Here is a 24217-nt window from a genome sequence, read left to right on the forward strand (position 1 = left end):
AGAATGTATTACAAGGTATCGAGGGATCCGCTTTACTCTGAAATTTTCATGTATCCTCTCGAAATTTTGGCAACGGATACGCCCATAGTCCAAAGGCTTAGATACCTTTCCCAACTCGTTGGATCGCAGATGAGTTATCCGTCTGCGACCCACACGAGATTTTCTCATTCTTTGGGCGTCATGCACGTTTCAGGCCTTTACGCCTCGCACCTTTTCGGGAATGATTCTCCGCAGTTTAAGATCGCAAGGCTTGCCGGACTTTTGCACGATGTAGGACATGGTCCCTTTAGCCACCAGTTCGATGAAGTAGTCTACGATTTTTTCGGGTACAAAGAGGGCCACGATGAGTTCAGGGAAAAATTGCTGACAAAAAAGATGCCTCAGATGATGAAAGAACTTTACGAGAATTCTCGCGAACCATTCAAAAAAAGTATCATGGAAGAGATCGAGTCAATATTTGGACGGGTGCCAGAGGATCCATTCGGCGATCTGATGAAGTCCGTCAATGAGGTTTTTGAAGGGGAGAAGATGGGAAGTCCTATCTTCAATATCGTCCAAGGGCCGCTCGGCGCGGACAGAATGGATTTCGTGCTAAGAGACGCGTATTTCAGCGGCGTGAGGTATTACGGCACCGTTCCAATGGACAGGATAATAAGAAATTCGGCCATACTCAAAAAACATGAAAATGAAGTGCTTTCTTACAACATAAAGACAATCGATGACATGTACACCGTCCTTTTTGGAAGGTTTATGATGTACAAAAACGTTTATTTTCACAAAACTTCGAGAGCCGTCGATATGATGATTCAGGATTTGCTAAGGTATTCTATAAAGCCTTTAAATCTCGGCGCGTATCTCGAAGATCTTGACGAATTCGTCAAACTCACAGATGATTTCGTAATCCACAGGATAGAATTTCTCCACGACTTTGAAAAGAACAAAGACGAAGAGGTCGATCGAGCCTACGAGATAATAAAGAGGTTGAAAAGAAGGGATCTGTGGAAACTCGTTGTTGAGATTCCATACACGACGACGGGAATAGATCCCGGAAGTATTTCCAAATCCCTCGGCGAGGAAATACTCAAAAAGATGAAAAAAAGAATAAAAGAGGCAATGGACTTAGCAAATGCTGAGGATGTGAAGGTATTGAGCAAAATTTTGGAAGAGTTTGATGATATCTTTGTAATAGATACTCCCTACAAACTGACGCTTTTCTATCCAGACGAGTTTTTATCGACAAAGGTTTATATTCACGACGGGGATAATCTCATGACCTTTGACGAGTTTGAAAAAACCCATCCCACCTACACGATGATGTTTGACAAGATGCTCCAACTCGTCAGAATTTACGCAAAAAAAGATGTACGAGAATACCTTCAAAAGTACAATTTAATTCCAAAAGATAATCTCGATATAACTACAAGATGGTGATCATCTGACCACCGTTGAGGTGCCAGATGGCGTGAAGGTCGCATCTATTTCGAGGCCTTCAAGCGCGAGGCTTCTCGGGAAGGTTACGAATTTTTCTATATTTCTCACGTATATGTCCGTTAAAACTATGCTCGGAGAACTTATTATCTTTACGACCTTAACATTTCCATCCGTTTGAACCTCGACGATCCCCTTGACCGTTCCTTCAAGCGTGTAGGCGATCTCGGTTGGCAATTTTTTCAGTTCATTTATGTAATCCCTGCGCATTCCATCGACAAGTGATTGAAAGTTAGGTATGCTCTGTATGTTGACGAGATTGTAAGACGGTAATGACGGAACGCTTACCTCCTTCGGAGGCTGCGCCGTTATGGCGGGAGGCACGTAAGTCTGCGTTGGAGAAGGTTTTGGAGTCACAGTTTGTGGTATCACAGGTTGTGGTTTTGACTGTGAAGGCTGGATCTGATTTATGGCCGCAACAAGCGTAGAAGGTGGCGCGGGCGTTACACTTACGATCATCGGAGATACGGGCGTAACTGGCTTGGCTATGATGGCAAATTGAACTGTCGTCGTCAGAGGCGAATACGATGCGACCTGCGGCTTTGGTGGCACGGGTAGGATGGAAGATATGCCCGCAAGGATTACCAGAATTGATACTATGGCAAGTATAGCCGCAACTGTCGTGTATTTCATAGGCTCATCCCTTTACTTCTGTCCGACCACGAGATCTACTGTCGATATGCCACTTCTTCTAACAAGATCCATTATTTGAACGATTGTACCGTAAGGCACTGATTTGTCGGCGGCGAGTTTAATCTCGGATGGTGTGCCGTACTGACTTATGTAAGAGGAGATGGTAGATTGAAGATCTGATATTTGAATTTGTTTTGTACCTATGTAAAGATCTCCTGCCGAATTTATAGTCAAGAAAAGACCCTTTTGGGCGTTAGTGGCCGGAATGGTCGTTATCGCCGAAGGTAAATTTATGCCCATCTCGCCGATCGCTGAGGACGGAATAAGAGAGGCAGTCGCAGATCCAAGCGCGAGAAACATTATAAGTATAAAGGTTATACTCAAAAGAGATACGAGTTCTATCCCTATCCAGAAAAAAACTTCCGTATCTCTTTTTTTCATTTACTGGACCTCCTCAATGGGCAATAATTTCAATTTCATAGCGATAGATCTAACCTCGTCGGTCGTCGATTCTACGAGTCTATCTTCTATCTCTCTTAGTATTGCCATAAGAATAAGCAAGGGTATAGCAACGGCGAGACCTCCAACCGTTGTGTATAACGCCAAAGAGATGCCGCTCGAGAAGATAGATGGCAGTGAGGAAACGTTGGCGGTATTTACCGTGCCGATCTTTCCAAATACCTGCATCATTCCTATAACCGTTCCGAGGAATCCAAGCAATGGCGCGAGGGCCGCGACGATATTTATGTACCTGTAATTTCTCTCGAGTTTTAATGCCTCTTCTTCTACTATATCTTTGAGGCTGCCGTCAAAAGCATCTATCTTTTGCTGCTCGTAGTATTCAAAGGCTCTTAGCATAACGGAAGAAAAGATGTTAGATGATGATCTGCAATGCTGTTTGGCCGCGGTTATGTTCTTCTGGGCGATCGCATTCCTGACCTTGACCATAGTGGCCATCATGTCATTTCTCTCTTTCAAAAGGACGAAGAGCCTTTCGAAAAAGAAAAAAAGTCCTATAAGACCCAGAATTATTATTACAATCAACACAGATCCTCCACCATGAACGAAATCTCCCAAAGACATCTTTTTATCCTCCTTCTAAAACTTTTCTTCCATTTTTGAAAACCATCAAAACTTTAAACTCGTCGATCAAAACCATATCTGCCATGTATCCCGGAAGGATTCTTCCGACCGGACCGCTTTTTGCGATTTTGGAGGGATTAAAAGCCGAAATCATTGAGAGTTCATTGATCGAAAGACCAAGATCTTTAAGATTTTTCAATCCTTCGTTGTATTTCAAAACGCTTCCAGCCAAAGAACCATTCGAAAGGCGGGCCGCCTTTCCCGATACCGTAACCTTTAGCCCTCCAAGATCGTACTGGCCATCTTTTAGGCCGGTGGCCCTCATTGCATCTGTTATGGCTATTATACGATCATGTGGATGAAATTTCAAAATAAAAGAAAGCATGTCTTTGTTAAGATGAATTCCGTCAGGAATTATTTCGAGATCTATATCTTCATTCGAAAGGCCGGCGCCGACAAGACCTATCTCTCTGTGATGGAGGGGCGTCATCGCGTTGCAAAAGTGGGTCATGTGCTTCACGCCGAGTTTGTAAAATTTTTGGAATTGATCGTAAGTAGAATCCGAATGGCCTACCGATACGGTTATGCCTTTTGATTGAAGGTAGAGTATGGAATCCTCATCGCACTCTTCGGGGGCAATTGTGATGATTTTGACGAGATCTTCATTGCCTTCTATGATCTTTTTTAAGTTATCCACATTTCCTTTAAGAATAAAGGCCGGATTCTGGGCTCCTATGTGTTTGGGAGAGATAAAAGGTCCTTCAAGATGGATCCCTTCGAACGGGGTAAATGGATTCGATGATCTTCTCTTTCTTATCATTTCAATGGCATGATTTATCTTATCGATCGGAGCCGTAAGCGTTGTCGCAAGTACGGAGGTTACTCCCATGGAGAAGAAATGCCTCTCGAGGGCATCAAAATCGATCGATTCATCCATGAAATCGTATCCAACCCCGCCATGGACGTGGGTATCTATAAAGCCGGGCATGATCGTGAATTTGGCCTTTCCCTGCATCGAGCCATAGGAATTTATCTTATCATCGAACTCTATCCATCCATTTTCTATTGTGAAGAACGGATCGACGATCTTTACATTCTCTATTCTCAACTTTCTCTCCTGCTTTTGAGCCTTTTCATTCTGAAAAAGTCATCTCTTTCAGTCTCTTCAAGGTAAGATTCTATGAATTTGACGGTCTCCTGATATCTTGGTATCAAGACATACTCGAGAGAGTTAACCCTTCTTTGGGTCCTTTTTATCTCGATGGCCAGTCTGTAAACTCCTGTCTCGACCTCGGCCAATTTTGCCGAAAGCGCAAGAACTTCCATGAACTTTTTCCTTGCAACATCCAATTTCGCATTCGTCATCGCATATCCGTAGGCGGGACTGAATTTTGGCTCGACATTTCCAACCTCTGGCACCTCAACTCCCATAACACTCCTGAGCCTGATTTCGAGCGATCTGAACTCTTCAACTCCCAGTCCTATTTCCTGCACATTTTCTATTCCAAAATACAGATTTGCCTCCATCAACGCCTCGTATGCCTCTTTGAATAGCGCCTCAGTCCTCGACTGCACGTCGCGGGCTTTATCTATCAACTTCATCAATTCGCGTATGAGTACATTTCTTTTTTTGTCGAGTAAAACATACCCTTCTCTTGCCAAGGCGAGGGCACGTTTTGTCTCGATAAGTTTGCTCTTCGTCGGAGAAACCTGAGCCATCTCATATCTCCTTTATTTCTTTGTAATGATCCGCTATCTCTTTCTCGCTTACACGCGTTAGTTCGATCTTTGGCAGGTATCCGAGCAACTTCCATCCCAAATCGAGAGTTTCCTCTATCGACCTGTCCTCGTCCTCTCCCTGATTTATGAATTCATTTTCAAAGGCTTCACCAAATCTCAAATACCTTCGATCCGAGTCTGTCAACTCTTCCTCTCCTATTATCGAAGCGAGCGCTTTTACTTCCTGAACCTTGCTGTAAGAGGCAAATAACTGGCTTGAGACGTGCGGATGGTCGTCTCTTGTGTAGCCTTTACCGATACCATCCTTCATAAGCCTTGAAAGGGATTGCAAGACCCCTATCGGCGGGTATATGCCTTTTCTGTTGAGATCCCTGTTGAGCACGATCTGGCCTTCTGTTATGTATCCTGTCAGATCGGGGATTGGATGCGTTATATCGTCGTTTGGCATTGAAAGTATTGGAATTTGTGTTATAGATCCATTTTTGTCCTTTATCATTCCGGCCCTTTCGTATATGCTCGCGAGATCGCTGTAAAGATAGCCCGGATATCCTTTTCTCGATGGCACCTCGCCACGGGCCGTCGCAAGTTCTCTCAAAGCCTCGCAGTAATTAGTCATGTCGGTAAGCAAGACCAGCACGTGAAGGTTTTTGTCAAAGGCAAGGTATTCGGCAGCCGTCAGGGCAACGCGTGGCGTTGCTATTCTTTCAATGGCTGGATCATCTGCGAGGTTGAGAAACATTATCGTGTTCTTTATGGCGCCTGACTGCTCAAGGCTTTCCCTTATGAAATTGGCCTCATCGTGCTTTATTCCCATTGCGGCAAAGACTATAGCAAAATTTCCAGCCTCTTCACCCTTTAATTTTGCCTGTTTTGTTATCTGGACTGCTATTCTGTTGTGCGGAAGTCCATTTCCAGAAAAAATCGGAAGTTTCTGACCCCTTATAAGCGTCATAAGCGCGTCTATTGCAGAGATACCTGTTTGTATGAAATTTCTTGGATACATGCGGGATGCGGGATTTATCGGTGATCCGTTTATATCGCGGCTTTCTCCGTTTAAGATATCCGGCCCTTTGTCTATTGGTTCTCCTATGCCGTTGAATTCCCTTCCGAGCATCTCATCTGAGACCTTTACCATCAAGGGCCTTCCGAGGAACTTGACGCGCGTCTTGTCTACGGTCAGGCCGCTCGTTCCTTCAAAGACCTGAATCATGGCCACTTTGTCGCTTATTTGGACGACCTGACCGAGTCTTCTTTGGTTTTCCGTTATTATTTCGACGACCTCGTTGTATCCGACACCTTTCGGATTTTCAACGAACACAAGAGGTCCATTTATTTGAGAAAGTCCAACATATTCTTTTGATGGCATATTTAAGCCTCCGTTGTTACCTGATATTTCTTGTCGAGTTGATCGAAGAAAGCATCGAGTTTTTCTTCGATCTTCTTGAATTCGTCTAAATGATCGCTTTTAACATTTTCCTTCATTCTCATGAGTGTGTTGACTATATCTTCATCGAGCACCTCGGAGACGGCCACACCCTTCGAAACGAGTTTTGACGATCTGTCCGCGTAATGAAGGATCGTTTTCAGCATCGCGTCCTGCTTTTTGAGCGGACAGTTACTATCGACATCGCTGAATGCATCCTGCTGGAGGTATCCTACCTTTATTATGTTTGCGATTCTTACGGTCAACTTCTGATTGTCAGGAAGAACATCCTCGCCGACGAGTTTTATTATCTGCTGGAGATTGTCGTCTTCGGTGAGGATCTGCATTATGCGATCGCGCATCTTGTAAAAGTCCGGATCGACGTTTTTGGATATCCATTCTTTTAATTCAACTGCGTACTCGCTGTAACTGTCAAGCCAGTTTATCGAAGGATGATGCCTCGCGTTTGCAAGTTGCCTGTCGAGTTCCCAAAAGCACCTTATGAATCTCTTCGTACCCGTTGTAACAGGCTCTGAGAAATCTCCTCCCGGAGGCGAGACTGCCCCTATGACCGAGACAGATCCAATTCTCTCTTCGTCTCCTATAGTCTTAACTCTTCCCGCCCTTTCGTAAAACTCTCCTATTCGTGAAGCAAGATATGGCGGAAAACCCTCTTCGGCCGGCATTTCCTCGAGCCTTCCGGATATTTCTCTTAACGCTTCGGCCCATCGAGAGGTCGAATCGGCCATCAAAGCAACGTTGTATCCCATATCTCTGAAATATTCGGCCATCGTTATTCCGGTATATATGGAGGCTTCGCGGGCAGAGACTGGCATGTTCGAAGTATTCGCTATGAGGATGGTTCTTTCCATAAGAGGTCTTCCATTTCTCGGGTCTATCAATTGAGGGAATTCCTCGAGCACCTCGGTCATCTCATTTCCGCGCTCTCCGCAACCTATGTAAATTATGACGTCCGCGTCTGACCATTTTGCAAGTTGGTGCTGGACGACGGTCTTTCCAGTTCCAAATCCTCCCGGGATTGCCGCAGTTCCACCTTTGCTTATCGGAAAGAGGGTGTCTATAACCCTTATGCCCGTTACGAGAGGCTCTCTTGGAGCAAGCCTTTCCGAATAAGGCCTTGGAATTCTTACCGGCCATCTCTGGTAAAGTTTTATTTCCTCTTCTCCATTCTCGGTTTGGACGGTCATAAGAACGGTATCAACGGTGTATTTACCCGAAGATTTGACGTTTTTTGCGATTCCAGAAACATTGGGCGGAATCATTATTTTGTGAATAACAGATTCTGTCTCTTTTACCGTCGCGATCACCTGACCGCCGACGACCTTGTCTCCGTCTTTGATCTTTCCCATCTGGACATTCCATGATTTCTTCAGATCTATTGGATCTGCGAATACGCCTCTTTTCATGAAATCGCCAGATGCGGCCTTCAAAACATCAAGCGGCCTTTGTATTCCATCAAAGACCGATCCTATAAGGCCAGGTCCAAGAGTAACGGAAAGCAAATTACCAGTCCCGAGCACTTCCTCGCCCGGCTTTAGATTGGTAGTCTCTTCGTAAACTTGGATAGTTGCGCTGTCTCCTTCGAGACTTATTATTTCTCCGGTCAGTTTCATCTCTCCGACGAAGACCATTTCATGCATCATGAAACCCGTCATGTTTTTTGCCTTTACGACGGGACCATTTATCGAATAAAGTATCCCTTTTCTGTCCAATGCTATCACCTAACCTTTAATTTTGCAAACAATTCCGAAAGGCATTCTTCTCTGAGTTCTTCTACTTTGTTCTCTAACGAGTTTTCGACGATGGATTTTCCATCCTTTGAGAGTACAACAACGCCTCCCGCTATTTTGGCCTCTTCGTCTGAAATGGTTATATTTAGATTTGGAAATTTCGCGACCATTTTCGAAACAAGCGCTTTGTCTTCTTTTCTGACTTTGACTATGACATCTTTCGAATCGAGCACATTTATCGCATCTTCAAGAAATTTGTAGAGCAAATCGTGGTAAGCGGCGGATTGGGGGAGTTCAAAGATCTTTTCTTTGAGAAGGTTCATCGCATCTTCCATTATGTCTTTTTGACCTTCTATGAGAATTCTTGAAACTTTCGATTCGGCCTGAGATAATTCGGTTCTTTCCATTTCTTTTATCTGTTTCTTGGCCGATTCTATTATTCGGTTGTACTCTTCCGTTGCACGCGCTTCGTATTCCTTTTTTATTTCATCGGCCTTTTTTTGGGCCTCTTTTAAGATGGAATCGGCATCTTCTTCTGCCTTGTTCTTGACGTAACTCTTTAACGCCTCAACCTTTTTTTCAACGTTCATCCTACCTTCACCCCGATCGCTTCCTGAACGTACTTTGTCAAAAAGTCCTTCGATCTTCTGCTACCATGTCTGTCGGGGATAACCGTTATTATCGGAAGAGTCCTCGATTTGCGCAATTTATCCAATTCTTCTGGAATCATTTCGGATATTTTTTCGGTAATCAAAAGCACGCCTATGTCTTTGTCTTTTCTGATCTCGGAGATTTTGGAGAGGATCTCGTCTTTTTCGTGTAAGACCACACCATTTATTCCAGCCAATCTCATTCCGGTGTAGGTATCTATATTGTCGCTTATGAGAAAGAATTTCATCTTATCACCTCTTTAAAAACACAGCCAGCGTAGGGACTCGAACCCTAAACCTACTCATTACGAATGAGTTGCTCTACCGGTTGAGCTACGCTGGCAAACGCACAAGATAGATTATATCATAAAAGGTCATATCAGGCAAGGCCATCTACTCTGAGATTTTTGCCACCCGGAACCTCTTTTACCTTCATCTCTTCCATATTCAAAAAGTTACCGATAGACGCGTTTTTCCCGATTCTTACGTCGTCTCCAACGATGACATATTCCCCTATGACGCTTATTCCGGAATTGTATATATTTGGATATTTCTCATTCGGTATATTTTCCCCGATCCCTATCTGACAGTTATTTCCTACCACGACATTTTCACTTATTATCGCATTTTCGATAACACAATTTTCGCCTATTTTGACATTTGTCATTACAACCGAATTTTTGACGTAAGATCCCCGTCCTAAAATCACACCCTGAAAGAGTACAGAACTTTCTGCCGTTCCATTGACGATGCATCCTTCACTCGTTAAAGAATTCAGAATTTTTGCCTCTTTTCCAAAGAATGCCGGGGGCATTTCGGCGCTATGCGTGTAAAACCTCCAGTTTGGATCGTAAAGGTTCAGAGCCGGCATAGACCTCGTAAGGTCTATATTCGCCTCCCAGAAAGCGTCTATCGTTCCGACATCCCTCCAGTACCCTTCGAATTCGTAAGCGTAAATGGCCTTTTGAGAGACGAGATTGGGCATTATATCCTTTCCGAAGTCATGAGAAGAATTTTCGTCCCTTGAATCTTTTATGAGAATTTCTCTTAACAAAGGCCAGTTGAATATGTATATACCCATCGATGCAAGTTGGGACCTTGGCCTTTTCGGCTTTTCTTCGAATTCTTTCACTCTCGATATGTTGTCCGTTATAACCGTTCCAAATCTGTGAGCCTCTGAGAGCGGTACTCTTATGCATGAAATCGTTGCATCGGCATTTTTGGAGATGTGAAAATCAAGCATCTCATTGTAGTCCATTGAGTAGACATGATCTCCAGAGAGTATGAGAACGTACTTCGGAGAAAATTGATCTATGAAGTCTATATTTTGCGCGACGGCGTGGGCCGTTCCTTTGTACCATTCGCCTTCTGTGGAGGCGGCGTATGGCGAGAGTATGAAAAGGCCTCCATTCTTTCTGTCCATGTCCCAGTCTCTTCCGACACCTAAATGTGTGCTTAAGACCCTTGGCCTGTACTGGGTGAGGACGCCGACTGTGTATATGGAAGAGTTCACACAATTCGAGAGGGTAAAGTCTATGATCCTGTACTTTCCTCCGAATGGAACTGCGGGCTTGACCACATTTTCGGTGAGAACCCCTAACCTTGTACCCTGACCTCCCGCAAGTATCATCGCTATGATCTCGTTCATCTTATCACCCCCTCAGACAACCTGCCATTTTTCAAAAACAAGGGGTTCTTCATATCCAACGTAGGATTTTTCACTTCTTATCGTGACATTTTTGTCTAAGATGCAGTTGACTACCCTTGATCCCTCTTCTATCACAGATCCCTCCATGATAACGGAATCCTCAACATATGCGCCGGCTTTTACGTTGACATTTCTGAAAAGCACGCTGTTTGTAACCCTTCCGGATATTATGCATCCATCCGCGATTATCGAATTTGTAACAGATCCAGTCGATGTGATCTTGGGAGGGGCGAGATCCTTGAGTTTTGTGTATATCTTTCTTTGGGGCGAAAAGAGTTCATTCAAAATATCTGGATTGAGCATATCCATGTTGACCTTTTTGTACTCTGTAAGGGATTTTTTTATATTTCTCCAGTATCCAGAGAATTCGTAAGACATGATGTTAAGACCATTGATGTTCGGAATGATTATATCCTTGACGAGATCGTATTTTCCATTTGGTACGGTTGAATATAGAAGGTCCATCATCAATTTTTTATTCATGAAATAAACGCCGAGATTTATCATGTCTCCCGGATTTTCTTTGTCTTTTTCGACGAAATAGGTTATTCTGTTATTTTCATTGATCTTAACCGTTCCGTACATCGCGGGATCGTATCCGGCAGAGGATTTTGTCAAAATCGTTATATCGGCGGCCGTTGCTATGTGATATTTAAAAAGCGGGGTGAAGTCTATGTTGTATATGTGATCGCCTGAGCCTATCAGCACGTAATCCTCTTCTCCTCTTCTTAAGACCGTTATGTTCTGGTGAATGGCGTCTGCCGTTCCTCTGTACCATAACTGGCTTGTCTCGCTGACGTAAGGCTGAAGAATGTAAAGGCCACCGTTTTTCCTGTCAAGATCCCATTCCCTTCCGGAACCTAAGTGGTCCATAAGACTTCGCGGATTGTACTGGGTAAGGACACCGACCTTTCTTATTCCTGCCCTTACCATGTTCGATAAAGTGAAATCGATGGCGCGATACTTACCGGCAACGGGAATAGCCGCCGATGCTCTTCTGTTTGTCAATTTTCCGAGATTTTCCCCTTTTTGACCGGCAAGGATCAATCCGAGAACCTTCAAAAGATGCACCCCCTCTCAAAGAATGTCTGGATAAAGCGGGAACTTCTTACAAAGTGCCTGAACACGTTCTTTCGCCACGCGCTTATTCTGATCTGACTGATCGTGAATCACAGAGGCGATTATGTCCGCTATTTCCTCCATTTCATTCTCTTTCATCCCGCGAGTTGTGACGGCTGGCGTTCCTATTCTTATTCCGCTTGTTATCGTTGGTGGCCTTTGCTCTCTTGGAATTGTGTTTTTGTTGACAGTTATTCCGATCTCACCGAGCAAGTTTTCCACTTCTTTACCGGTGAGTCCTGTATCGACGAGATCTACGAGCATAAGGTGCGTATCGGTACCGCCAGAGACGATCCTTATCTTTCTTTCGGAAAGGGCTTTCGCGAGATAAGCCGCATTTTTGACTATCTGCCTTTGATAATCTTTGAATTGATCTGTCATCGCTTCTTTAAAGCAAACGGCCTTGGCCGCTATTATGTGCATTAATGGCCCTCCTTGAGTACCGGGGAAGATCGTTTTGTCTATTTGCTTGCCAAAATCCTTTTTTGAAAGTATTAATCCACCGCGTGGCCCTCTTAAAGTCTTGTGTGTTGTCGATGTAACGACGTGGGCATATTCAACTGGATTGGGATGGATCTTCGCCGCAACGAGACCGGCAAAATGCGCCATATCTACGACAAGGTATGCGCCGACCTCGTCTGCTATCTCTTTGAAACGTTTGAAATCTATAATTCTTGGGTATGCGCTGCCACCAGTTATTATGATCTTTGGTTTATTCTCGATCGCGAGGGCTCTGACCTGATCGTAGTCTATCGTCTCTGTATCTGGATTTAGACCGTAAGGAATAACCTTGTAAAGTTTTCCAGAAAAATTCACGGGAGATCCGTGTGTAAGATGGCCACCCTGAGTCAGGGAAAGTCCCATTATAACGCTTCCCGGATCCGCAAGAGACATGTAAGCGGCCATGTTCGCTTGAGATCCGGAATGGGGCTGGACATTCGCGTATTCGGCACCAAACAATTCACATGCCCTATCTCTCGCTAAATTTTCGGCGATATCGACGATTTCGCATCCGCCGTAATATCTTTTTCCGGGATATCCTTCGGCGTATTTATTGGTAAGCACACTTCCCATAGCCTGCAAAACGGCCTTTGAGACGAAATTTTCAGAGGCTATAAGTTCAAGCCCATTTCTTTGTCTCTCGAGTTCTTTGTGAATGACATCGTAAATTTCAGGATCGACGCTTTTTACCTCTTCCCACATGTCTTTCATTTTTAATGCCTCCTCACTTTAACTGGTACTCTTCCATTTTGTAAAAAAGGGTTCTTAAACTTATTCCCAGACTCTTTGCCGTCTCTTTTCTATTTCCTTTATTCGCCTTTAGGGCTTCTTCTATCAAACTTTTTTCGTAGGCGGCAAGAGATTTCTTCAATCCTTCATGTTTTAGAGTCCCTTTGTAGGTTCCGGAATATGGAGGAAGAGAGGAAAGTTTTATTTCTCTTTCGCTTATATCCATATTTATCATGGCTCGTGCTATGAAATTCTCAAGTTCTCTCACATTTCCCGGCCACGGAAGGCTTTTTATTACCTTTAGCGCGTCACTTGAGATGCCGTTGATGGCCCTTCCATATTCCTGATTCAACTTTCTTATTATGTATTTGACAAGAGGTTCTATGTCTTCGACCCTTTCTCTTAAAGGGGGAATGTATATCGGCACGACATTTATCCTGTAATAAAGATCGGGTATGAATTTCCCCGCCTTTACCATCTCTTCGAGATCTATGTTTGTGGCAGATATAATCCTTACGTCGAGACGCTTTGTTTTTGAACTGCCAAGTTTTGTTATTTCCATTTCCTGTAAGAACCTCAAAAATTTGGATTGAACGGTTAACTCCATCTTTCCTATTTCGTCCAAAAACAAAGTCCCTCCATCTGCCTCTTCAAGGAGTCCTATTCTTCCACCCTTTCTTGCCCCTGTAAAGGCTCCTTCTTCGTATCCAAAAAGTTCCGATTCGAGAATGCCTTCCGGAAGGGCGGCGCAGTTGACGCTTACAAATGGATTATTCCTTCTATCGCTTGCGTTGTGAATGGCGTGGGCAAAAAGTTCCTTTCCCGTTCCAGATTCTCCCCTCAAAAGTACGGTCGCCCTTGTCGGTGCGACCTTTTTTGCCTGCGTTATCGCTATCTGCATGGCCCGTCCATTGCCTATTATATCATCGAAGGTATATTTCGCTTTTAGCCTTCTTAACATTCTATTCGCTTCTTCGAGTTCACGGCTCAACGAAAGTATCTTTGAGACATCGTGAATTACTCCGACGCTTCCGACAAACTTGTCATCGACAAAGAGTGGCGTTACATCGACGATGACGTCCTTTTTCATCGGGCCAACCTTGAGTCTGTGGCCCAGGATGGGCTTTTTTTCTTTTGCCACCATCATGTGAACACTCTCGCCTTCGGCTATGTCTATCGTTGCCGGCTTCCCTATGACTTCCTCTTCGTTAAAGCCCGTTAATTTGGTGTATTCACGATTTACCATGACAACACGGCCATCTTTGTCGGCAACGCTTATCGCGTCATCGGTCGATTCTATTATCTTCTCGAGCATCAGACGGATGCGCCTTAGGTCCGTAACCTCTTCGGCCATTCTTTGAATTTCCGTGACATCTCTAAAGACGGCGATGGCACCCTTTAGATTTCCCTGATCGTCTAAAAGTGGAATTCGAGACGTTATTATCTTCGTTTTTCCTATGCTCTGGATTTGATCTATCTCTGGTTTTTTGCTTTCGACGACATTTTGAAGCCTTGTGTTCGGCACGACATCGACTACCTTCTTTCCGACGTAATCGATGGTATCTATTTGAAGGATCTGGCGGGCCGCTTTGTTTATGAAAATAACCTCGGCCTTTGAATTAACCATTATAACTCCCTCGATCATAGAATCAAGGGCATGTTCGTAATATTCGTACTTTGAATCAATTAAGATATTCTCCAAATCCATCACGTGCTCCCCATGCAAGTTTTTGATTCACTATTTTAAAGAAATCTTTCGAGTAATCGCAGATGAAATTGACATGCTTTTCCGTTCCCGTTATTTCAAAGATCTCTGAATTCTTGTACTGATCTATTATATCCCCATCCGAGAGTGCAAAGTAACTTTCCTCATTTCTCGGATCGATCTTTATTTCTATTTTTCGATCAGTCGATACTATAACGGGTGCTTTTAAAAGCGTGTGGGCCATCATTGGCACTATCGAGAGGACTGGCGCTCTGGGATCGATGATAGGACCACCTGCCGAAAGGTTGTAAGCGGTCGATCCCGTCGATGTCGAGATAAGAATTCCATCACAAATTACAGATCCCATTAGCGCTCCGTCTACAATTATTGTGGCATTTATCAAATGTGAATGAACATCACGCTGGATCAAAAAATCGTTGAGGAATAAGTGCTTTCCGAATCTACCCGAAACCATTGAAAGGTTTCTTTTCATAATGTAAAATTTGCCATCGAAGATATCTTTCAAAAAGGTATCCATGTCTTTGAAATCGTAAGGACTTAAAAAGCCTAAATGTCCGAAATTTATTCCCGCAATAAAAGGGTTTTTGTCCACAACGCTTTTTGAATATCTTAGAACAGTTCCATCGCCACCGAGGATAAAGACCAAAGAATTTGAAGTGATCGACTCTTTTTCAAATATTGGAAATTTTTTCTCTATCCTTTCTTTCAGCACCTTTGCAGCCCTTACGGCCTCGGCATTTTTTTCATTCGCAAGGATGGCTATTCCGTCGAAATTCATCTTCTTAACACCACACTGAGGTCGAAGAGAGAGTTAACGACGAACAACTGTATGAAAACAAGAATGAGAAAGACAACGAATGGTGTGAAATCTATGTAACCAAAGGGATGTATCCATCTTCTAAATGGTCTTAAGATCGGATCGGATATTTCATCAAAGATTCTTCTCAAAGGAAAGCCGTAAGGAAGGATAAAACTCAAGATTCCATCTATTATAAGGACAACCATGAAAAAGATCACAACTATGTTAAGGATAACCGCTATAGCGTAGATTAAATTCGCAACGGCAAACATTGTTCACATCCTTTCAAATCAAAGATTCACCCAAAACCGAATATCCCTTTTGGGTCAAAACCCTTCCCCTTGAAGTTCTCGCTATGAACCCTCCCTGAAGCAAAAAAGGCTCATACACCTCGTTAATGGTCTCTGCCTCTATGCCCACGCTTGCTGCCAAAGCGTTAAGACCGACGGGACCCCCCTTGTAATCGTGCGCTATCTTCGAAAGTATTTTTATGTCCATCTCATCAAGGCCATTTTTGTCTATTTGCATCGACACAAAAGCCTCTTCGATGATTTCTTTATCGAGCACGTCCTTTCCCTTCACAGTTGCAAAATCTCTTATTCTTTTTACAAACCTATTCATGACACGAGGCGTCCCCCTTGCCCTTTTCGCGATTTCAATGGCGCTTTTATCGTCTATCTTCACGCCAAGCAACTGGGCCGTTCTCTTTCCTATGCGAGCAAGTTCTTCTACTGTGTAAAAATCCATCTCGAAGATCATTCCAAATCTGTTTCTTAAAGGAGCCGTAAGCAGGCCGCTACGGGTTGTCGCGCCGACAAGCGTGAAGGGGCTTACCGAAAGCCTCACACTTCTTGCGCCTGGCCCCTTTCCAACTATGACGTCTATTTGAAAGTCTTCCATGGCGGAGTAGAGCACCTCTTCGACGGGATGAGGCAACCTGTGTATCTCGTCTATGAAGAGCACATCCTTTGAATTCAAAGAGGTAAGTATGGCCGCAAGATCTCCCTGTCTTTCTATAACCGGTCCGCTCGTCATGCGCAAATTTCCGCCAACTTCATTTGCTATTATCATGGCAAGCGTTGTTTTTCCAAGTCCTGCCGGACCGGCAAGAAGAATGTGATCAAGCACCTCTCCCCTCATTGAAGAAGCCTTTATGGCCACCTCAAGCCTTGACTTTATCTTCTCTTGGCCTATGTAATCGTCCAATTTGGAAGGTCTCAAAGAGACAAGAGAATCGTCCTCTTTTTGTGGCTCTGAAGAAAGTAATCTCGCCATTTCAACCTCACGGGTGAATTCTGTATATAGTTCTCGCGAATGGTATCGCTTCTCTTATATGTTCGAGTTTGCAAATCCACGCAACGAGTCTCTCGATGCCCATCCCAAACCCGCTGTGCGGAACACTGCCGTATTTTCTAAGATCTATGTACCAGTCGTAAGATTCGGCCGGCAAATTGAACTCTTTTATTCTTTCTATGAGCAGGTCGGGATCATTTATACGTTCCGAAGCCCCTATTATCTCTCCGTATCCTTCCGGTGCAAGCATATCATCGCAAAGCACAACCTCAGGCCTTTGAGGATCTGGTTGCATGTAAAATGCCTTTATATTTCTTGGATAATTGTATACCATAACAGGCCTGTCGAATTCCTCGCTTATGGCCGTCTCCTCGTCTCCTCCTATATCGTCTCCCCATTTTATGTCAAATCCTTTTTTCTGGAGCAATCTCACTCCTTCGTCGTAAGAGATCCTTGGGAATGGAGTCTGAACCTTTTCGAGAGGTTTTGTGTCCCTTTCGAGGGCTTTTAGATGATCTCCGGCCCTTTCGAGAACGCGTCCGACTACGTAAGAGACAAGTTCCTCTTGAAGATGCATGTTGTCGTTGGAGGTGTAATAGGCGACCTCGGCCTCATTCATCCAAAACTCAGTTAAATGCCTTCTTGTCTTTGACTTTTCTGCCCTAAATGTTGGTCCGAGATTGTAGACCTTCCCGAAGGCCATCGCGGCCGCCTCGAGATATAACTGGCCTGTCTGGGTCAAATATGCCTTTCCAAGATCGAAATATTCGATGTTAAACAATTCTCCGGCCGACTCTCCGATCGCACCGGTTAATATAGGAGTATCTATAAGAATAAAGCCATTGTTTCTGTAAAATTCTCTTACGGCCCATATAACTTCATTTCTAACGTGAAGAATATGAAACTGTCTTTGAGATCTAAGCCATAGATGACGGTTGTTCATAAGAAAATCTATTCCGTGTTCTTTCTTTGAGATTGGATAATCCTCAAGGGGTATCTGGTATATCTCTATGCCATCCACGTCTATCTCGTAACCGTAAGGAGACCTTTCGTCCTTTCTTACCTTTCCCTTGACGCTGAGGCTTGATTCTATTCTCAGTTCATCTGCGAGTTCGAAAGTTTCATTCGAGACACTTTTTTCAACTATCCCCTGAACAAATCCGGTACCATCTCTTATCTGCAAGAAGTGAATTTTGCCGCTCGATCTTTTGTTAAAAAGCCATCCTTTAATCTCAACATGTTCTCCAATATGATCCTTTAGATCTTTAATGTATATCCACTGATCTGACAAGACCATCACCTCTCCTTTACATCTATTTTATCACATCGGATCATTTATCCCGATCAGTGTGTGCGAATTTGTTGTATAATCGATTCATAACAGGTACATTGTTTAAAAGGGAAGTTCGGTGAAAGACCGACGCGGGCCCGCCGCTGTAACCGGAGATAGGATCTGCATATGCCACTGGAAACGGGAAGGCGCAGATTTGAGCCGGAAGCCAGAAGACCTGCCTGTTGGAAAAACTCGTGGAGTTAGTGTAATTTATGGCATGATGAAAAGGGAGATCGGCCGACATTTTGTCGGCCTTCAATTTTTTAAGGAGGTCCATTATGGAATATGCTGCCTTATTTTCAGGAGGAAAAGATGGGGTTTATGCCGTATACCTTGCACAAAGAGAATATAACGTCAAATATTTGATAACCCTCAAAACGACTATCGGACTTTCACCGCATTACGAAAATCTTTCTGCAATTGATAAGATGGCCCGAAATATGAACAAAGAGATTCGGATTTTTGACATGGCAAATAAAAACTTCGCTCAATTCATAAAATCCCTCAATGTATCGGGAATAATCGGAGGGGACATTTATCTCGAAGAACATCTAAAGTGGATCGAGAAATTGGCAAAAGAGGCCGGCGTGAAAGCAATTGAGCCTTTATGGAAAAAAGATTCTCTTTCTCTTGTAAAAGAGATGATCAATGAAGGATTTGCTTACTCTGTCATTGCAGTTGATAAGTCGAAACTTTCGAAAGAATGGCTCGGTTATACCTTTGAAAATTCAAAAGATGTTGATAAATTCGTGAAAGAGAATCCATCGATAGATCCTGCAGGAGAAGGTGGAGAATTCCACACCGTCGTTCTGAATTGTCCGATCTTTGAAAAAGGGATGAAATTAAAAGTAGATCGAACCTGTGAAAGCGAGAGATATCATTATCTCAAATTCGATTTAGAGGTGATCTGATGAGAATGTATCAGATTGTTAAATTCAAAGATCAAAGCGCTTACGCGACATTTTGGGGATGCGATTGGAACTGCGTTTATTGTATATGGAAAAAGGAGAAATGGAATTTGTGCCTTCCTCAAAAGGTTAAAGATGAACTCGAAGAGAGATGGAGAAAAAATGAGATAGAGTTTCTCGAGATCGATCGAATTATCAAAATATTAAAGGATAACGAGATAAAGATGCTGTTTATGGGTGGAGGAGAACCAACATTAGATCCTCAATTAAAGCCTCTTTTGATCGCTATGAAAGATATAGGCATTAAAAGTTGGATCATAACAAACGCAGAAAATATCGACGATGAGATCTTCGAATTGGCAGATGGATTTACCATGAGTCTAAAGGCATTCGATAGAGAAACCCATATAAAATTGACAGGTCATTCCAACGAAAAGGTATTGGAAAATTTCAAGAAATTCGCGTCGAGTCCAAAAGTCGTGGCAGAAAGTGTTTACTCAAAAGGCTTTATTGAATGCGAGGAGATAATGAAAATAGCAGAATTCCTCAAAAGCATAAATCCTAAAATGAGATTCAGGATAGACGCCGAAGTGGGTCAAAATCTCGATGAAAAAGTTTCAGAATGCGTTGAGAAAACAAGATCAATACTTCCCAATACTTACAAAATAGGATCAGGTACGGGCGGAGAAGCACCAGATTTGCTTTATCCCTAAAATTGTAAAAGGAGGTAGAAGTATGAGGTATCTCAATATCAATCTTAAAGGATCTAATCTTTCAAGTTCAAAGGGTAACATTAACGAGCGTCAAGATCAAAAAACTTCTTTTGATGTTGACAAGGCAGTTAATGAGTACATGAATCAAACAGATTGGCGTGTGAAAGAAAATGCAAATACAACCTTCAGTTACGCGGGATTGTATCTTCATCTTGCAGGAAGCGCGATCGCGAATTATGTTTTGGGCAATATTTATCCTCGAGAAATCTCTGATGCCCACATAAACGGAGACATTCATATACACGATCTTTCCCACGGTATCGTCGCATATTGCGCTGGATGGTCTTTGATGGATCTGATTTTAAAAGGTTTTGGCGGCGTAGAGGGAAAAATCACGACAAAACCAGCCAAACACCTATCGTCAATAACAGGTCAAATGGTGAATTTTCTTGGTGTTATGCAAATGGAATTTGCGGGCGCACAAGCATTCAATTCCGTTGATACATTACTTGCTCCATTTGTAAGATCGGACAGGTTAAGTTATGAAGAGGTAAAACAATCAATTCAACAAATGATTTTTGCCATGAACGTACCGAGCAGATGGGGCTCTCAAGCGCCATTCATAAACTTTACCTTTGATTGGACAGTCCCTGAGGATCTTAAAAACAAACCGGCAATGGTTGGAAATAAATACTTTGGCCTTTACGGCGATTATCAAAAAGAGATGGATATGATAAATAGGGCATTTTTAGAAACAATGATTGAGGGCGATGCCCAAGGCAGAATATTTTCATTTCCGATTCCAACTTACAACATCACGAAAGACTTTGACTGGGATGGTCCCAACGTCGATCTTCTCATGAAAGCAACTGCAAAATACGGAATGCCATACTTTCAAAATTTTGTGTCAAGTAGCCTTAATCCCGGTGATGTAAGAAGCATGTGCTGCAGATTGCAACTCGATTTAAGAGAATTAAGAAATAGAGGTGGAGGGTTATTTGGTGCAAATGACAAAACGGGCTCCATAGGCGTTGTAACGATTAACCTTCCACGCATTGGATACCTCTCAAAGACAAGAAAAGAGTATTTTGAAAGATTGAAAGAAATAATGGACATTGCGAAAAACTCTCTCGAAATAAAAAGAGAGGTAGTAAATCAAAATTTAAAGAATGGTTTGATGCCTTACACATTAAGTTACCTTGGAAATTTTGACAATCATTTTTCTACAATTGGAATAGTTGGCATGCACGAGTCAATATTGAATTTCATGAAAGAAGGTATAGAGACAAAGAATGGACAATCTTTTGCCATAGAAGTTTTACAATTTATGAGAGAGATCCTAAAAAATTATCAAAAAGAGACCGGGAATCTCTATAATCTGGAAGCAACTCCTGCCGAAAGCGCTTCCTATAGACTTGCCAGAAAAGACAAATCTCTTTATCCCGATTTAATAACTTCCGGAGAGGAAGAGCCGTACTATACGAATTCTACTTTTCTGCCGGTTGGATTCACAGATGATCCATTTGAAGTACTGGATCATCAATCTCCTCTGCAGGTTTTATACACCTCTGGTACAGTTGTGCATATATTTTTGCAAGAAAAACCAGACGAGGCCTCGCTCAAAACCTTTATCAAAAAAGCCTTTGAAAATTATCCCATCCCTTACATGACTATTACACCGACCTTTTCAATTTGCAAAACACACGGTTACATAGCCGGCGAGCATTTCAAATGTCCGATCTGTGGAGACGAAACAGAAGTATATTCTCGGGTTGTGGGATATTACAGACCTGTTAAAAATTGGAATAAAGGTAAACGGGAAGAATTCAAACAACGCATGGAGTACAAAATATGAACATTGCCGCAATTCAAAAGGTTAGTTTTATAGACTATCCAAACAAAATATCAAGCGTTCTGTTTTGCCCTTTTTGTAATTTAAGATGCCCTTACTGTCATAATCCAGAACTTGTGTTCTTTAAGGGAAATTACATATCTGAGAATGAGATCTTTGCTTTCTTGGAAAAGCGAAAGGATAAAATTGATGCCGTTGTAATAACCGGTGGTGAACCTACAATGCAGGAGGACTTACCAGAGTTCATAAAAAAGGTTAAAAATAAAGGATTTTTGGTAAAATTAGATACGAATGGACATTTTCCAAACACCTTGGAGAAAGTCGTCGATACAGTAGATACGATAGCGCTTGATCTTAAGGCTACATGCGAAAAATACAAAGATCTTAATGGTGATTGCACAAAGTTGAAACAGTCATTGAATATATTGAAAAATTTCAAGGGTAATTTGATAATAAGGACGACGATGTATCCTCCTCTGACATCTGACGAAGATCTAAAAAAGATGGAAGAAATCATTCCAAAAGATCTAAAATACGAAAGACGCTTTAACGAATACAGGGACATTGTAACCCTTGAAAAGTATCTAAAAACATAATTATTTGCAACCATTCATAATATGGCAGTTACATTTTACAGTGTAACTGCCTTAAATCATATTTGGGATCTATCGCAACCGAACTGGGGTGCACTCCTACGGGAATCGTTTTTAACAATTCGTAAGTACTCGCGCTTATGACACTGACGGTGTTATCTCCAGAGAAAGTATCCGTCTTTTGATCTATTCCGATTCCACCCGGGGTATAATTCAAAGGAATTGAACCTTCGAATCTCTTTTTAACAGAGTTGTAAATCCCTTAAAATTAACGTTGCTTTGAGAATTATCTAAAGTTACCTCCTGATGGTCAAATTTCCACCATTTCAGATATGGCTCTATCTTTACCGTACCACTTGATTGAACGGTCCATGAGCCGTCCGTAAGATTTTCCTCATATCGATTATCTCCTTTAGGGTAGGTCCTTTTTATTTGTTCCCTCCTCTTCTTATTTCATGGTGCCGTAAAACCGCGAATGGCCTTTACCATATTCAGCCCTTCAAGGGCAACATAGACTATATTCTTATTTTGATCCACGCATATGCCCCATGGACCTCTTCCAACATATATAGTTTTTAAAATTGAATTGTCCTTTCCATTTATTACGCTGACAGTATTATTTCCAGAATTAGCCACATAAATCATATCCGTTTTTGGATTTATACCAATGGCACTCGGCCATTTGCCTACGGGAATATTCGCTATCGTTGAAGCAATTACAAAATTAGGCACTACAATCGTGATCATAATGATCCAAAATAAATATCTTCTCATATCATCATCTTCTCTATTATCTTAATTGATAAGTACTTAAAAAAGCAATTTCATAATTAACAAAATGAACAATCCACAAAAGATATATCGAATAATCCGCACTTTCATAAATGTACATAAAAATGGGACTAAATATCGCTGCAGATATCATCGCTAAGGCGCTATCCTGCAGGTTAACTCTCATGATCAAAAGAGTATCTATCATAGCCACTAATACATAGAGAATATCAAGTGCAACATAAACCATCCAGCGCTTTCTTAAAACTAACTTCAAGTATTTGAATGACTCTATCAAAAGTGCTCCATATAGTCCAAGAAAAATTGAAGATAAAGTTATAAAGATAATAATTGGCGACAACAGAATTCCGTAAAGGTCTTGTGGAGCATGTGGTACAAAAAGTAGAACTATGTAAAACATGATTAGGAAGACCGATACAACTGCTGGTTTAGTTTTTACATTACTATAAAATCCTGTCTTTTTTAACGAAATACTCATTCGATCCTCCTCATTGAAATTTGTGAAAAGGAACGTTACTATTGCTAAAAGAAAAGAGAAAAAAAGAAATTGCCATTTCGTGTTATCCATAAAAATAATTTCATAATCGATTTTGACAAATCTTTGCATTCCAAGGTATTCTAAGATAAGGTAGTAAAAGATATCAGAAACTACAAAATAGACAATCCAACGATACATTTTTACTTTGACCTTGTTCATTTTATCATCTCCTCGGAAGTAAAATTACAAATGATGCCATATCATTAAGAACATGAAAAAACCAACTCGGATAAATTGACCATCCGCTTCCTTCGTATAACATTTCCATCAATAACCCGAATATGAACGCGAAGATCACTGATGCAATAGGAGTTGAACCATCATTATGATAAAAGTGTCCGGCTGCAAATATAAGCGCCGGAACAATGTAGGCAATTAAAAAATTTACCTTCATTTGCCTTATCGTTTTAAAGAACCCATATCTGAAAACTATCTCTTCCATTAAAGTAATAGGGATAAGAAAAAAGATTAAATTCAAATCCAGAAATTTCAAAGGCTCTGTCATTAAAAGGGTAAAAATAGGTATGGACTTCAGACAAAATAAAATGATTGAGATCAAAAACAAAATCGAGAATCTTATTGATGTAAACCCAATTCTGTTTATTTCTTTTTTTAATTCGTCTTTAAAATCCGAAAGATATTCTAAATTTTTCTCATTTCCCTCAACAAATACAACATGTAAAATCATAACTCCTATTGTCACCATAAAAAGCGCAAGAAAATTTCTGATTATATATCCAATTCTCAAGTAATTCACAATGGAATTACTGTTTATGGCAGTTGTATTTACTTCTGGTTGAGAAAAAAGAAGTGTGATGATTAGCAAAAGTATAAAATATAAAGTC

General features: G+C 41.9%; 26 protein-coding genes, 1 tRNA gene and 1 riboswitch. Of the genes, 5 read left to right on the forward strand and 22 right to left on the reverse strand.

Going from position 1 to position 24217, the window contains the following annotated elements:
- Positions 1 to 3: 3 nt before the first annotated feature.
- Positions 4 to 1431, forward strand: coding sequence for an HD domain-containing protein (locus ATHSA_RS06130; protein WP_161848244.1), 1428 nt, complete (start codon positions 4 to 6; stop codon positions 1429 to 1431).
- Here ATHSA_RS06130 and ATHSA_RS06135 read toward each other — a convergent pair whose 3' ends face one another.
- The 18 genes from ATHSA_RS06135 to asnS all read right to left on the reverse strand — a co-directional run bounded on the left by ATHSA_RS06135 (position 1432) and on the right by asnS (position 17934).
- Complete coding sequence (locus ATHSA_RS06135) at positions 1432 to 2121, reverse strand: hypothetical protein (protein WP_161848245.1); 690 nt, start codon at positions 2119 to 2121, stop codon at positions 1432 to 1434.
- Positions 2122 to 2133: 12 nt separating this feature from the next.
- Positions 2134 to 2562, reverse strand: a complete 429-nt coding sequence (locus ATHSA_RS06140; RefSeq protein ID WP_161848246.1) for an ExbD/TolR family protein — start codon at positions 2560 to 2562, stop codon at positions 2134 to 2136.
- Positions 2563 to 3204: a MotA/TolQ/ExbB proton channel family protein gene (locus ATHSA_RS06145; protein ID WP_161848247.1), complete on the reverse strand. Its 642-nt coding sequence runs from the start codon at positions 3202 to 3204 to the stop codon at positions 2563 to 2565.
- 4 nt (positions 3205 to 3208) lie between these two features.
- Complete coding sequence (nagA, locus tag ATHSA_RS06150; RefSeq protein ID WP_161848248.1) at positions 3209 to 4312, reverse strand: N-acetylglucosamine-6-phosphate deacetylase; 1104 nt, start codon at positions 4310 to 4312, stop codon at positions 3209 to 3211.
- Positions 4309 to 4923: a V-type ATP synthase subunit D gene (locus ATHSA_RS06155; protein WP_161848249.1), complete on the reverse strand. Its 615-nt coding sequence runs from the start codon at positions 4921 to 4923 to the stop codon at positions 4309 to 4311. The genes nagA and ATHSA_RS06155 overlap by 4 nt, the downstream gene beginning before the upstream one ends.
- Before the next feature lies 1 nt (position 4924).
- Positions 4925 to 6310, reverse strand: coding sequence for a V-type ATP synthase subunit B (locus ATHSA_RS06160; protein WP_161848250.1), 1386 nt, complete (start codon positions 6308 to 6310; stop codon positions 4925 to 4927).
- 2 nt (positions 6311 to 6312) lie between these two features.
- The gene (locus ATHSA_RS06165; protein ID WP_161848251.1) at positions 6313 to 8100 is read right to left on the reverse strand and encodes a V-type ATP synthase subunit A; all 1788 of its coding nucleotides are present in this window, start codon (positions 8098 to 8100) and stop codon (positions 6313 to 6315) included.
- Positions 8101 to 8105: 5 nt separating this feature from the next.
- On the reverse strand, positions 8106 to 8708 hold the full coding sequence (locus ATHSA_RS06170; RefSeq protein ID WP_161848252.1) for a V-type ATP synthase subunit E: 603 nt from the start codon (positions 8706 to 8708) through the stop codon (positions 8106 to 8108).
- Positions 8705 to 9016 (reverse strand): V-type ATP synthase subunit F, encoded by a 312-nt coding sequence (locus tag ATHSA_RS06175; protein WP_161848253.1) that lies wholly within the window; start codon positions 9014 to 9016, stop codon positions 8705 to 8707. Before ATHSA_RS06175 ends, ATHSA_RS06170 begins: the two co-directional genes overlap by 4 nt.
- A 22-nt stretch (positions 9017 to 9038) precedes the next feature.
- Positions 9039 to 9111, reverse strand: a tRNA-Thr gene (locus ATHSA_RS06180).
- A gap of 36 nt (positions 9112 to 9147) precedes the next feature.
- Positions 9148 to 10416 carry a glucose-1-phosphate adenylyltransferase gene (locus tag ATHSA_RS06185; RefSeq protein ID WP_161848254.1) on the reverse strand — a complete coding sequence of 423 codons (1269 nt, stop codon included), beginning with the start codon at positions 10414 to 10416 and terminating at the stop codon, positions 9148 to 9150.
- Between the two features lie 12 nt (positions 10417 to 10428).
- Positions 10429 to 11538, reverse strand: a complete 1110-nt coding sequence (gene glgD, locus ATHSA_RS06190; RefSeq protein ID WP_161848255.1) for a glucose-1-phosphate adenylyltransferase subunit GlgD — start codon at positions 11536 to 11538, stop codon at positions 10429 to 10431.
- 15 nt (positions 11539 to 11553) lie between these two features.
- Positions 11554 to 12798, reverse strand: coding sequence for a serine hydroxymethyltransferase (locus tag ATHSA_RS06195; protein ID WP_161848957.1), 1245 nt, complete (start codon positions 12796 to 12798; stop codon positions 11554 to 11556).
- Positions 12799 to 12820: 22 nt separating this feature from the next.
- Complete coding sequence (locus ATHSA_RS06200) at positions 12821 to 14533, reverse strand: sigma-54 interaction domain-containing protein (protein ID WP_161848256.1); 1713 nt, start codon at positions 14531 to 14533, stop codon at positions 12821 to 12823.
- Positions 14508 to 15329 carry an NAD(+)/NADH kinase gene (locus ATHSA_RS06205; RefSeq protein ID WP_161848257.1) on the reverse strand — a complete coding sequence of 274 codons (822 nt, stop codon included), beginning with the start codon at positions 15327 to 15329 and terminating at the stop codon, positions 14508 to 14510. The genes ATHSA_RS06200 and ATHSA_RS06205 overlap by 26 nt, the downstream gene beginning before the upstream one ends.
- Entirely contained in the window at positions 15326 to 15622 is a 297-nt protein-coding gene (locus ATHSA_RS06210; RefSeq protein ID WP_161848258.1) for a YggT family protein, read from the reverse strand. The genes ATHSA_RS06205 and ATHSA_RS06210 overlap by 4 nt, the downstream gene beginning before the upstream one ends.
- A 13-nt stretch (positions 15623 to 15635) precedes the next feature.
- A complete protein-coding gene (gene ruvB / locus ATHSA_RS06215) occupies positions 15636 to 16625 on the reverse strand; it encodes a Holliday junction branch migration DNA helicase RuvB (protein ID WP_161848259.1) in 990 nt (329 codons plus the stop codon).
- 7 nt (positions 16626 to 16632) lie between these two features.
- Positions 16633 to 17934, reverse strand: coding sequence for an asparagine--tRNA ligase (asnS, locus tag ATHSA_RS06220; protein WP_232060059.1), 1302 nt, complete (start codon positions 17932 to 17934; stop codon positions 16633 to 16635).
- A 74-nt stretch (positions 17935 to 18008) separates the two neighbouring features.
- A riboswitch (cobalamin riboswitch) is annotated at positions 18009 to 18173 on the forward strand.
- An 81-nt stretch (positions 18174 to 18254) separates the two neighbouring features.
- On the opposite strand from asnS, the gene ATHSA_RS06225 reads away from it, so the two are divergent.
- The 4 genes from ATHSA_RS06225 to ATHSA_RS06240 are packed head-to-tail and all read left to right on the forward strand — an operon-like array spanning position 18255 to position 22045.
- Positions 18255 to 18887 (forward strand): PAB0415 family putative ATP pyrophosphatase, encoded by a 633-nt coding sequence (locus tag ATHSA_RS06225; RefSeq protein WP_161848261.1) that lies wholly within the window; start codon positions 18255 to 18257, stop codon positions 18885 to 18887.
- Positions 18887 to 19597 carry a radical SAM protein gene (locus ATHSA_RS06230; RefSeq protein WP_197739119.1) on the forward strand — a complete coding sequence of 237 codons (711 nt, stop codon included), beginning with the start codon at positions 18887 to 18889 and terminating at the stop codon, positions 19595 to 19597. The genes ATHSA_RS06225 and ATHSA_RS06230 overlap by 1 nt, the downstream gene beginning before the upstream one ends.
- A 22-nt stretch (positions 19598 to 19619) precedes the next feature.
- Complete coding sequence (locus tag ATHSA_RS06235; RefSeq protein WP_161848262.1) at positions 19620 to 21452, forward strand: ribonucleoside triphosphate reductase; 1833 nt, start codon at positions 19620 to 19622, stop codon at positions 21450 to 21452.
- Positions 21449 to 22045, forward strand: a complete 597-nt coding sequence (locus ATHSA_RS06240; protein WP_161848263.1) for an anaerobic ribonucleoside-triphosphate reductase activating protein — start codon at positions 21449 to 21451, stop codon at positions 22043 to 22045. Before ATHSA_RS06235 ends, ATHSA_RS06240 begins: the two co-directional genes overlap by 4 nt.
- A gap of 28 nt (positions 22046 to 22073) precedes the next feature.
- On the opposite strand, the gene ATHSA_RS06245 is transcribed toward ATHSA_RS06240, so the two are convergent.
- The 4 genes from ATHSA_RS06245 to ATHSA_RS06260 all read right to left on the reverse strand — a co-directional run bounded on the left by ATHSA_RS06245 (position 22074) and on the right by ATHSA_RS06260 (position 24075).
- The gene (locus ATHSA_RS06245; RefSeq protein WP_161848264.1) at positions 22074 to 22259 is read right to left on the reverse strand and encodes a YncE family protein; all 186 of its coding nucleotides are present in this window, start codon (positions 22257 to 22259) and stop codon (positions 22074 to 22076) included.
- A 236-nt stretch (positions 22260 to 22495) separates the two neighbouring features.
- Entirely contained in the window at positions 22496 to 22789 is a 294-nt protein-coding gene (locus tag ATHSA_RS06250; protein ID WP_232060060.1) for a YncE family protein, read from the reverse strand.
- Between the two features lie 43 nt (positions 22790 to 22832).
- The gene (locus tag ATHSA_RS06255; protein ID WP_161848266.1) at positions 22833 to 23531 is read right to left on the reverse strand and encodes a hypothetical protein; all 699 of its coding nucleotides are present in this window, start codon (positions 23529 to 23531) and stop codon (positions 22833 to 22835) included.
- Positions 23532 to 23535: 4 nt separating this feature from the next.
- Complete coding sequence (locus tag ATHSA_RS06260; RefSeq protein WP_232060061.1) at positions 23536 to 24075, reverse strand: CPBP family intramembrane glutamic endopeptidase; 540 nt, start codon at positions 24073 to 24075, stop codon at positions 23536 to 23538.
- Positions 24076 to 24217 lie beyond the last annotated feature (142 nt).

Origin of the sequence: Athalassotoga saccharophila, from assembly GCF_009936215.1 — a bacterium.
GTDB lineage: Bacteria > Thermotogota > Thermotogae > Mesoaciditogales > Mesoaciditogaceae > Athalassotoga > Athalassotoga saccharophila.